10 protein-coding genes are annotated in these 10455 nt (G+C 64.7%); 6 read left to right on the forward strand and 4 right to left on the reverse strand.

Features of this window, described 5'->3' with window-relative positions:
* A partial coding sequence (locus tag VGH68_RS09270; RefSeq protein ID WP_331603291.1) for a phospholipase domain-containing protein occupies positions 1-356 on the forward strand: 356 nt, incomplete at its 5' end.
* Between the two features lie 127 nt (positions 357-483).
* Here VGH68_RS09270 and VGH68_RS09275 read toward each other — a convergent pair.
* Positions 484-864, reverse strand: a complete 381-nt coding sequence (locus VGH68_RS09275; RefSeq protein ID WP_331603292.1) for a DUF5594 family protein — start codon at positions 862-864, stop codon at positions 484-486.
* Between the two features lie 119 nt (positions 865-983).
* Complete coding sequence (locus VGH68_RS09280) at positions 984-2684, reverse strand: acyl-CoA synthetase (protein ID WP_331603293.1); 1701 nt, start codon at positions 2682-2684, stop codon at positions 984-986.
* A 238-nt stretch (positions 2685-2922) separates the two neighbouring features.
* Between VGH68_RS09280 and VGH68_RS09285 the strand changes: the two genes are divergently transcribed.
* On the forward strand, positions 2923-3789 hold the full coding sequence (locus VGH68_RS09285) for a hypothetical protein (RefSeq protein ID WP_331603294.1): 867 nt from the start codon (positions 2923-2925) through the stop codon (positions 3787-3789).
* Between the two features lie 112 nt (positions 3790-3901).
* On the opposite strand, the gene VGH68_RS09290 is transcribed toward VGH68_RS09285, so the two are convergent.
* Entirely contained in the window at positions 3902-4810 is a 909-nt protein-coding gene (locus VGH68_RS09290) for a LysR family transcriptional regulator (RefSeq protein ID WP_331603295.1), read from the reverse strand.
* Between the two features lie 156 nt (positions 4811-4966).
* Here VGH68_RS09290 and VGH68_RS09295 point away from each other — a divergent pair, with 156 nt between their 5' ends.
* The 4 genes from VGH68_RS09295 (at position 4967) to VGH68_RS09310 (ending at position 10007) form a co-directional block, all read left to right on the forward strand.
* Positions 4967-7087: a 3-hydroxyacyl-CoA dehydrogenase NAD-binding domain-containing protein gene (locus VGH68_RS09295; protein WP_331603296.1), complete on the forward strand. Its 2121-nt coding sequence runs from the start codon at positions 4967-4969 to the stop codon at positions 7085-7087.
* Between the two features lie 108 nt (positions 7088-7195).
* Positions 7196-8404 carry an acyl-CoA dehydrogenase family protein gene (locus VGH68_RS09300; protein ID WP_331603298.1) on the forward strand — a complete coding sequence of 403 codons (1209 nt, stop codon included), beginning with the start codon at positions 7196-7198 and terminating at the stop codon, positions 8402-8404.
* Between the two features lie 14 nt (positions 8405-8418).
* Complete coding sequence (locus tag VGH68_RS09305) at positions 8419-9564, forward strand: acyl-CoA dehydrogenase (protein ID WP_331603299.1); 1146 nt, start codon at positions 8419-8421, stop codon at positions 9562-9564.
* Positions 9565-9590: 26 nt separating this feature from the next.
* Positions 9591-10007 (forward strand): lysozyme inhibitor LprI family protein, encoded by a 417-nt coding sequence (locus VGH68_RS09310; RefSeq protein ID WP_331603300.1) that lies wholly within the window; start codon positions 9591-9593, stop codon positions 10005-10007.
* 174 nt (positions 10008-10181) lie between these two features.
* Here VGH68_RS09310 and VGH68_RS09315 read toward each other — a convergent pair whose 3' ends face one another.
* The gene (locus VGH68_RS09315; RefSeq protein WP_331603301.1) at positions 10182-10433 is read right to left on the reverse strand and encodes a 4-oxalocrotonate tautomerase family protein; all 252 of its coding nucleotides are present in this window, start codon (positions 10431-10433) and stop codon (positions 10182-10184) included.
* Between the last annotated feature and the right edge of the window lie 22 nt (positions 10434-10455).

Raw genomic sequence — 10455 nt, forward strand, 5'->3', positions numbered from 1 at the left:
TGCGGCGCTTTGCGGGCACCGTTGCCGCGCGCAAGAACTCGCATGGGGCAAGCCCTGCGCGGGCGGATGTCGTCGAAGGTTACGACGTCGCGAACGGCAATCTGCAACTGCGGCTCGAGAACGTGGGCGGCACGGGTTGCCAGTTCACGATCGTCAATGCGTACGACCCGAAAAACGTGATCCGGCATTCGGTGCGCGGCGGCGACAACGATAACCTGTACCTCGATCTGCGCAACGCGCACGGCTGGTATGACCTGGCGATCACCGTCGATTCCGATGCGTCGTTCGCGCGGCGCCTCGCGGGTCACGTCGAGACCGGCAAGAGCAGCATGAGCGATCCGGCGTTGGGAAGCTAAGCCGGTTTTTTTGCCCCGCGGTACTTGTGAAAAGGCAACGGCCGCTGCGCGTGCGAGCGCAGCGGCCGTTGCTCTATGAGCGCGTCATCAGCCCATCCAATCAGAAAGCACACGCAAACGCCCGCGCTTACGCGCCGAAATCGAGCCCGCCGAGCAGCATCACCGGCTCGCCCTGTGTATGCGTGAGGAAATCGACTTCGCGCGCCTGAGTCCACGCATCGAGCTTGCGCGGCAGCGCGGCCAGATAGCGGGCGAAGCGCGGCGGCCCGTCGTCGCCCATCAGCGTTTCGATTTCGTCGCTGTCCCAGGTCAGATAGAGATTCAACGGATGTGGATAGTGACCGAGGTCGTCGAGCGGCGCCGCGTGAATCCGCACCCGCGTCGGCTGCCCGTGGCCGCCGTGCGGCAGCACCTCGGTATGCACCGTTTTCGCGAAGCACGCGGCAATCGTTGCGGCGATGCGCGGCGCGAACTCGTTGTCGAATCGAACTGCACTCTCCGGGCGCATCCGGTGTCTCCGTCGTCATGTGGGATAGTGGATCGGCGATCGTAGCATGCACATGCTCGCATACCGGCGCCCTTCGACGCGGCGAATCGATGGCGGCGCGCGACCGGTGTCGCTGCTACTCAGTTTTTCGCGGCAGGCTCATCCGGGTCTTGCATCAGCGACTCGCGCAGCGCCTTGCGGATGACCTTGCCGGTCGCCGTCATCGGCAGGCTTTCGACGAAGCGTATCTCGCGCGGATACTCGTGCGCCGCAACACGCGTCTTCACGTGTTGCTGGATTTCGCGCACCAGCGCATCGTCGCCGGCGAAGCCCTCTTTCAACACGACGAACGCCATCACGATTTCGGTGCGCTCGCGATCCGGCGCGCCGATCACCGCGGCCATCGCCACCGCCGGATGGCGTAGCAACGAATCCTCGATCGACGCCGGCCCGATCCGATAACCGGCACTGGTAATCACGTCGTCGCCGCGGCCGACGAAGCGGATGAAGCCGTCCGTGTCGCGCGCGCCGAGATCGCCCGTCAGCAGAAAGCGGCCGCGGAATTTCTCCCGCGTCGCGGCTTCGTTGTGCCAATAGCCGAGAAACATCACCGGGTCGGGCGCGGCCACCGCGATATCGCCGATCGCACCCGGCGGCAGTTCGTTACCCTGCGCATCGACGATCGCGACGTGATGCCCTGGCACCGCGCGGCCGATCGCGCCGAAGCGCGGCTCGAACAACGCCGCGCACGACGACACCACGACGTTGCACTCGGTCTGCCCATAGAACTCGTTGATCGTCACGCCGAGCGTCGCGCGGCCCCAGTCGATCAGTTCCTCGCCGAGCGATTCGCCGCCGCTCGCAATCGAGCGCAACGCGAGACGGACATGCGCGGGACGCTCGACGCCGCGCATCATCTTCAGCGCGGTCGGTGGCAGGAACGCATGCGACACCGCGTGACGCGCAATCAGATCGAACGCCGCGGCGCCGTCGAATTTCGCAAAGCGGCGCGCGAGCACCGCAACGCCGTGATGCCACGACGGCAGCAGCACGTCGAAGAGGCCGCCGATCCACGCCCAGTCCGCGGGGGTCCACATCAGCGTCGCGTGCGCGGGAAAGCCTTGCTGCGACATCTCGACGCCGGGCAGATGACCGGGCAACACACGATGCCCGTGCAACGCCCCCTTCGGTTTGCCGGTCGTGCCCGACGTATAGATGATGATCGCGGGATCGTCGGCACGGGTGGGCGCTGGCGTGAAAACCGCGGACGCATTGTCGAGCGCGTGCCAGAACGAACGCGTGACGACCGGCGCGGGCGATGACCCGGGCGATGAAGCGGGCAATGACGCGGGCGATGACTCGTCATCATCGAGATCGACGCTGAACACATCGCGCAATGCCGGCAATGCCGCGCGGATTTCATCCAGCTTTCGCACGCCGGATTCATCGGTGATCAACGCGACCGCGCCGCTGTCGCCGAGCCGGTGCTCGATCGCGTCCACGCCGAACAATGCAAAAAGCGGCACCGCGATCATGCCGGCCTTGTACACGGCGAGATGCGCAATCGCCGTTTCGATCGATTGCGACAGGAAGATGCCGACCCGGTCACCGCGCTGCGCGCCAGAGCCCAGCAACGCATTCGCGAAACGGTCCGATAGCGTCTTGAGTTCGTCGAACGTGTGGCGGGTCGTGCGGCCGTGGGCGTCTTCATAGATCAGCGCAAGGCGGCCCGAGCCATCGGCCCATTTATCGCAGACGTCGACGCCAATGTTGTAGCGCTCGGGAATGTGCCATGCAAAGTTTGCCGTGAGGGAATCGTAAGTCTGGCCGTCCAGGTTCATCGTCGTCTCCTGCTTGTTGGTATCGCCTTTATCGTACCGCCAGCCGACGCCGCCGGATTCCCCGCACAGCAGACGCCGGGCCGATCGCGGCTCAGCGTTTTGCGACAACTCCTGTGCGATTAAGGCCCTTTACGTCAGACCAGGTCAATGCGCATCTAGCATCAATGAACGTCGCCGCGTGCGGCCGTCATAAAGTCGCCTGTGCGACGCGTGGATATGATCCTTCCCTGGATGGTTTATGAGCAACGCAAGATTCGCATCGTTCTGGCACGGTCCAGAGCTGTCCCCCTATGAAATCGCCTGTCTGAATTCGTTTGCCGCGTACGGCAGCGAGGTCGCGCTCTACAGTTACGAGCCGATCGCGAACCTGCCGGGCGGCGTGATCGCGAAGGATGCGAGCAAGATCCTGCCGCGCGATTCGCTGAACGATTTTCCGATCAACGGTGTGCCGTCGATGGCGCATTTCACCGACTATTTCCGCTTCGTGATGTTTACGAAGACCGACGAGATCTGGGTCGACACCGACATGCTGCTGTTGCGCGATCTCGATCTGAACGCGAACGGCGACCTGATCGGCAAGGAAAGCCCGACCAGCATCTGCACCGCGCTGTTGCGGCTCGACCCCGCGAAGCCGCAGCTGCATGAGCTCATCAAGCGGACAGAGGCAATGAAAGGGACCGCGCTCAGCTGGGGCGCGACGGGCCCGCGTCTGCTCACCGCCATCTACGGCGTGAAGGCCGGGCTTGCCGAAAGCCTGTTCTATCCGGTGCATTTCGACGACTACTACAAGGTGTTTTTGCCGCGTTACTTCGACGAATGCGCGGCGCTGTGCTCCAACGCGTATACGCTGCATCTGTGGAACAACCGCGTGGTCAAAATGGGCCTGTTCAAGCGAATCGGTCCGCCCGCGGGTTCGTTCCTGCATCACGTATTCGCGCAAACCGGCGCGAACGGCCTGTTCCGCGAGTTCTATCCGGCCAACGTAATGCAGACGATGATCGACAACGTAGTCGACAAAGTCGGCAGCGACGAAGGCATGCGCAAGCTGCTGCGCGTCGGCATGCCGATGGTCAGGACCGCGATCACGCGCAGGCTGGGCGTATAGGACGACTCGCGCGCCGCTTCGTCCAGCCCGCTTTGTCTGGCCCGCTTCGTCTGGCCCGCTTTATCCAGCCCGCTTGTCTGGCCGCCAGCTCGCCGCGCGTGGCTTCCCCTGATCAGCGGGCTCGCCCCCTGCCCGCGTCATTCGCCTGCTCCAGGATGAATTCGATAAAGGTCGCCGCCGCGCGCGTGTGGTGCCGGTTCGGCATGTAAAGCAGGTACATGTGCGTGCCGAAGATGCTCAGACGCCATTGATCGAGCGCGGTCAGCACGTCGCCGCGCAGCACGTCGTCCTGCACCACGTAGTCCGGCATCAGTCCGACGCCGAGCCCGGCCAGCACCGCGTCGCGTAAGAACAGAAAGTTTTCGGAGATGATCGTCGGCTCCAGCAGTACCTCGTCGCGCTCGTCGCGCAGATAGGCGGCCAGACGCAATTGCCTGCCGATCACCGCCGCGGTGATCAGCGGCGCCGCGCGCAGATCGTCGAGCGTCGCCGGCAGGCCATGCGTGCGCGCGAACTCACGCGATGCGCACGCCACGTAGCGGACCGGACCCATATCGCGCGCGACCAGATTTTGCGGCGGCTCCGACATCACGCGGACCGCGATATCGACTTCGTCGCGCATCAGATCCTCGACGCGGTTTTCGAACATCACATCCAGCACGATGCCCGGATAAAGCCGCTTGAACGCGATCAGCCAGTCGGACATCACGATCTGACCATAGCCGCTCGGCACGCTCAGGCGCACTCGGCCCTGCAGGCTCTGCCCGAGTGTCGCGACCGACTCGTGAGCGGCCAGCAACGCGTTGCGGATCGTGCGGCCGTGTTCGTAAAGCCGCAGGCCGATCTCGGTCGGCTCGACGCGGCGGGTCGTGCGCCGCACGAGTTGCAGTCCGACCGAGCGTTCGAGTTGATTCAGGTGATAACTGACATTCGCGCGGCTCATTTTCAGCCGCCGCGCAGCTTCGCTCAGATTGCCGGCATCGAAGATATCGACTAGCAGGGTCAGGGAATTGACGTCCATTGGCGCGCCATTGTCAAAGGAATTTTGACAGTCTGTCAATCGTCGATGTCATTGTCAACGCGCATTGACGACTCCAAAATGGGGCGATACAGCGCGACGCATTCCTTCAGTCCCGTACAACAGCCGCGCCCTCGCCCAATCCAGGAGACCCCCACGATGACCCCCACCCGTCGCGCCGACGCCGTCATGCGCGAATTGCGCGGCAACGTGCTGCTTGTCACGATCGACCATCCGCCGGTGAACGCGCTGTCCGCCGACGTGCGGCGCGGTCTCGCCGCCGCGATCGAGGCGGCCGACGCCGACCACTCCGTCCAGGCCGTGCTGATCGTCGGCGCGGGGCGCAATTTCATCGCGGGCGCCGATATCCGCGAGTTCGGCAAACCGCCGGTGCCGCCATCGCTGCCGGACGTATGCAATCGCATCGAGGCGTGCGCGAAGCCGATCGTCGCGGCGATTCACGGCGCCGCGCTCGGCGGCGGGCTCGAAGTGGCGCTCGCCGCGCATTACCGGATCGCGGTCGACGGCGCAAAGCTCGGCCTGCCAGAAGTCCAGCTCGGGCTGTTGCCGGGCGCCGGCGGCACCCAGCGCACGCCGCGCCTGATCGGTGCAAAAGCCGCGCTGGATCTGATCCTCAGTGGCCGCCACGCGAGCGCGAACGAAGCGCTCGCGCTCGGTCTGATCGACCGCGTGGGCGACAGTGGCGACATCCTCGCCGAAGGGCTCGCCTATGTGCACGAACTGCTCGCCGCGCAAGCGCCGGTGCGCCGCACACGCGATGCGGACGCGCTGAGCGATCGCGCCGCGAGTCTCGCCGCGCTCGCTGCGGCGCGCGAGCAGACTGCGAAGCAATCGCGCGGCTTGTTCTCGCCGCTGAAAATCGTCGAAGCGGTCGAGGCCGCGATCGAACAGCCTTTCGACGAAGGCCTGCGCACCGAGCGCAAGCTGTTTCTCGAATGCATCGACAGTCCGCAGCGCGCCGGGTTGATTCATGCGTTCTTTGCCGAGCGCGAGGTGCTGAAAGCGCCCGAAACGCGCGACGCGAAACCGCGCGCGCTCGATTCGATCGGCGTGGTCGGCGGCGGCACGATGGGCGCGGGCATCGCGGTCGCGGTACTCGACGCGGGCCTGCCGGTCACGATGATCGAACGCGACGACGCGTCGCTCGCGCGCGGTCGCGCGCATGTCGAGAAGGTCTACGATGGGCTGATTGCGAAAGGCCGGCTCACGACGGAACAGAAAGCCGCGATGATGACGCGCTTTCGCGGCAGCACGTCGTACGATGCACTCGCGCACGCGGACCTCGTGATCGAAGCCGTGTTCGAAGACCTCGATGTGAAAAAGGCGGCGTTTGCCGAACTCGATCGCGTTTGCAAGCCGGGCGCGCTGCTCGCGACCAACACGTCGTATCTCGACATCGACGCGATCGCCGCCAGCATCTCGCGCCCCGCCGACGTAATCGGCCTGCACTTCTTCTCGCCGGCCCACATCATGAAGCTGCTCGAAGTCGTGGTGCCGGAACAGGTCAGCGCGGATGGCGTCGCGACCGCGTTCGAACTCGCGAAGAAGCTGCGCAAGGTGCCGGTGCGCGCGGGCGTGTGCGACGGCTTCATCGGCAATCGCGTGCTGGCCGTCTATCGCGCCGCCGCCGACGCGCTGATGGAAGATGGCGCGTCGCCGTACCAGATCGACGCGGCCGTGCGCGCATTCGGCTTTCCGATGGGGCCGTTCCAGGTGGTCGATCTCGCGGGCGGCGATATCGGCTGGGCCGCGCGCAAGCGCCGCGCGGCAACCCGCGATCCGCACGCGCGCTACGTGCAGATCGCCGACCGCCTGTGCGAGCGCGGCTGGTTCGGCCAGAAGACCGGCCGCGGCTTCTATCTATATCTGGAAGGCTCGCGCAGTGGTACGCCCGATCCGGAAGTCGAAGCGATCATCGACGCCGAGCGTCGGCGCGCCGGCATCACGCCGCGCACGTTCAGCGACGACGACATCATCCGCCGCTGTATGGCCGCGATGATCAACGAAGGCGCGAACGTCGTGCACGAACACATCGCACTGCGCCCGCTCGATGTCGACGTGACATTCCTGTATGGCTACGGTTTTCCGCGCTATCGCGGTGGTCCAATGAAATACGCGGATATAGTCGGTCTGCCGAAGATTCTCGCGGACCTTCGCGAATTCGCGAAAGAAGACCCGCTGTTCTGGCAACCGTCGCCGCTGTTGATCGAACTCGTCGAGCGCGGCGAGGATTTTGCGAGCCTGAATAAAACGGTCTGAAAACCGATGCGATGACGGCGAGCGGCGCTGACAATCCGTGCGGTCGACCGCACGCTTGAACGCATACCTCACCCGGCATCTCGCCGAACCCTGACGGAAGAACCTGCGATGGATCTTAACTTCACCCCCAAAGAACAAGCGTTTCGCGCCACCGTGCTGGCCTTTTTGCGGGACCGGCTGCCCCAGCGTCTCGCCGACAAGGTGCACGGCGGGCGTCGCCTCACGCGCGACGACATGGCCGAGTGGCACGCGATTCTGAACGCGCAAGGCTGGCTCGCGAATCACTGGCCGAAGGAATATGGCGGCCCGGACTGGACCCCGGTGCAGAAATTCATTTTCGAAAACGAATGCGCGCTCGCCGGTGCGCCGCGCATCGTGCCGTTCGGCGTCAATATGCTGGGGCCCGTGCTGATCAAATACGGCAGCGATGCGCAGAAACGCCACTGGCTGCCGCGCATTCTCGACGGCTCGGACTGGTGGTGCCAAGGCTATTCGGAACCGGGCGCGGGCTCCGACCTCGCGTCGGTGAAGACCACGGCAGTGCGCGGCCACGACGCGCAAGGCGAGCATTACATCGTCAACGGCCAGAAGACGTGGACCACGCTCGGCCACTACGCGAACATGATCTTCTGCCTCGTGCGCACCGCGACCGACGTGCGCAAACAGGAAGGCATCAGCTTTGTGCTGATCGACATGAATACGCCTGGTGTCGACGTGCGGCCGATCATCACGCTCGACGGCGAACACGAAGTCAACGAGGTGTTTTTCACCGACGTGCGGGTGCCGGCCGAGAACCTCGTCGGCGAAGAGAACAAGGGATGGACCTACGCGAAATATCTGCTCACGTATGAGCGCACCAATATCGCGGGCGTCGGCTTTTCGGTGGCCGCCTTCGACCGCTTGCGCAAGATCGCCGCGACGCAGCGCCGCAATGGCCGCCCGCTGGCCGAAGACCCGGCGTTCGCGGCGCGCATGGCCCGTGTCGAAATCGATCTCGAGAACATGAAGACGACCAACCTGCGTGTGATCGCGGCGGTGGCCGGTGGCGGCGTGCCGGGCGCCGAGAGCTCGATGCTGAAAATTCGTGGCACCGAGATCCGTCAGGAGATCTCGTCGCTGACCCGGCGCGCGATGGGCAGCTACGCGCAGCCGTTCGTCGAAGCAGCGCTGGATGAAGGCTTCGATGGGACGCCGGTCGGCCCGGACGAAGCCGCGAGCGCCGCCGCGCAGTACTTCAACAATCGCAAACTGTCGATTTTCGGCGGTTCGAATGAAATCCAGAAAAACATCATCGCGAAGATGATCCTCGGACTCTGAGGCACGCACACGTCATGAACTTCCAGCACACAGAAGACCGCCGCATGCTGGCCGATACGCTGAACCGTTTTATCAGCGAGCAGTACGGCTTCGCGACGCGCGACCAGATCGCGCGCTCGCAGCACGGCTTCAGCGCCGAGTTATGGGCACGCTTCGCGGAGCTCGGCATCATCGGCGCGCTGTTCGACGAAGCGAGCGGCGGGTTCGGCGGCGCCGGCTTCGATATCTCCGTCGTGTTCGAGAGCCTGGGTCGCGGGCTCGTCGTCGAACCGTTTCTCGATACGCTGATCGTCGGCCGCGCGATTGCGCGCAGCGGCGGCGCTGCGCACAAGGCGACACTTGGCGAGCTGATCGACGGCTCGCGGATCGTTGCGTTCGCGCATGCGGAGCCGGATAGTCACTATGAGCTTGCGCGCGTGACGACGCGCGCGCAGCGCGGCGTTAATGACAGCGGGTGGACACTGACCGGCGCAAAGGCGGTGGTTCAGCATGGCGAGCACGCATCGTTGTTTCTGGTCTGCGCACGCACGAGCGGCGACGACGATGCAGAAGCGGGCATCAGCCTCTTTGCGGTGCCGCGCGATGCAGCGGGCGTCGGCGTGCGCGGCTATCGCAAGATCGACGGCGGACGCGCGGCCGAAGTCACGTTCGACAGCGTCGCGCTCGGCGAGGATGCGCTGCTCGGTGCGGCGCACGCGGGCTTCGCGACGCTCGAATACGCGGTGAGCGGCGGCGTGCTCGCGCTGTGCGCGGAAGCGCTCGGCGCGATGGATGTCGCGAAAGACTATACGCTCGACTATCTGCGCACGCGCAAGCAGTTCGGCGTGCCGATCGGCAGCTTCCAGGCGTTGCAGCACCGGATGGCCGATCTGCTGCTCGACATCGAACAGGCGCGCTCGGCGGTGATCAACGCGGCGGCGGCGCTCGATGGCGAACGCATCGCACGCGAGCGCGCGGTGTCGGCGGCGAAGTACAGCATCGGCCGCATCGGCACGCGGGTCGCGGAGGAATGCATCCAGTTGCACGGCGGGATCGGCATGACGTGGGAGCTGCCGCTCGCGCATTACGCGAAACGCCTCGTGATGATCGATCATCAGCTTGGCGATGAGGATCATCATCTGGAGCGGTTCGTGGCGTTGGGGGCGTTGGGGGCGCGGTGAGGGTTGGTGGGGTTTGGGAGAGGTCTATGAAATACCTGGTTCTGGCATTGGCGCTCGTCAGCACTTCCGTGCTGGCAACCGCTTCGAATCCAATCGACGACATCGCGCAGCGCAGTGGACTGCCGGCAAGCGAAGTCGCCGCGGCCCTATCGGATTGCGACGCGACTCAGACCAACATGAACTTGTGCGCATGGCGCGATCAGCTCGCCGCCGAACAGAAACTGGACGATGTCGTCAATGCAATGGCCGGTTCGTCGACGGCCTGCAAGACAGCGCTGCGAAGCACGATCGACGCGTGGAAAGAACATCGCGACGCGAACTGCCTGAAGTCGGCCTCGCGCGAATGGGGCGGCGGTTCGATGTTGCCCACCGCGATCGCAATGTGCAAAACCGCCGAAACAGAACGCATGCGCAAAACAATCAAAAGCGACGCGTGCCGCTAAAACGCTGGCCCGACCCATCATCGTTCCGCGAGCGACTTGCCGCCCGGTCCGACGAAGTATCGCTGAAGCACCAGCGCGCCGATGTACTGCCGGTCATCCGCGGCGGCCCGGCGTCCGGCACTGTCCAAGCGACGAGCGCAGCTGCCGCCGCGATACGACCAGTACGCCTTTTATCTACCGCTTCGGCGTGCCCGCCGCCGTGTCGCTTTTCAGCTCGCGATACTCGGGCACCGTCAGTCCACCGACACCCCAGTTCTCCATGTCGACCTCGTCGATCACGACAAACGTCGATTGCGGCGGCTTGCCCATCACTTCGAACAGAAGATCGCTTACGCCCTTGATCAGCGCCTTTTTCTGCTCGGGCGTCGTGGCCGTTGCGCCCGGCGCGGTGCCTTCGCGCGTTACCTTGATGTTCACGTACGGCATAATCTTTCTCCTCGACAGAGAG

It is taken from the genome of Paraburkholderia sp., assembly GCF_036488505.1.
GTDB lineage: Bacteria > Pseudomonadota > Gammaproteobacteria > Burkholderiales > Burkholderiaceae > Paraburkholderia.

Bases quoted from the DNA above. Each gene is read 5' to 3' on its own strand.
- VGH68_RS09300 (WP_331603298.1), top strand. From the start codon at position 7,196: ATGGATCTTAACTTCACCCCCAAAGAACAAGCGTTTCGCGCCACCGTG.
- VGH68_RS09295 (WP_331603296.1), top strand. From the start codon at position 4,967: ATGACCCCCACCCGTCGCGCCGACGCCGTCATGCGCGAATTGCGCGGC.
- VGH68_RS09280 (WP_331603293.1), bottom strand. From the start codon at position 2,684: ATGAACCTGGACGGCCAGACTTACGATTCCCTCACGGCAAACTTTGCA.
- VGH68_RS09285 (WP_331603294.1), top strand. From the start codon at position 2,923: ATGAGCAACGCAAGATTCGCATCGTTCTGGCACGGTCCAGAGCTGTCC.
- VGH68_RS09305 (WP_331603299.1), top strand. From the start codon at position 8,419: ATGAACTTCCAGCACACAGAAGACCGCCGCATGCTGGCCGATACGCTG.
- VGH68_RS09310 (WP_331603300.1), top strand. From the start codon at position 9,591: ATGAAATACCTGGTTCTGGCATTGGCGCTCGTCAGCACTTCCGTGCTG.
- VGH68_RS09290 (WP_331603295.1), bottom strand. From the start codon at position 4,810: ATGGACGTCAATTCCCTGACCCTGCTAGTCGATATCTTCGATGCCGGC.
- VGH68_RS09315 (WP_331603301.1), bottom strand. From the start codon at position 10,433: ATGCCGTACGTGAACATCAAGGTAACGCGCGAAGGCACCGCGCCGGGC.
- VGH68_RS09275 (WP_331603292.1), bottom strand. From the start codon at position 864: ATGCGCCCGGAGAGTGCAGTTCGATTCGACAACGAGTTCGCGCCGCGC.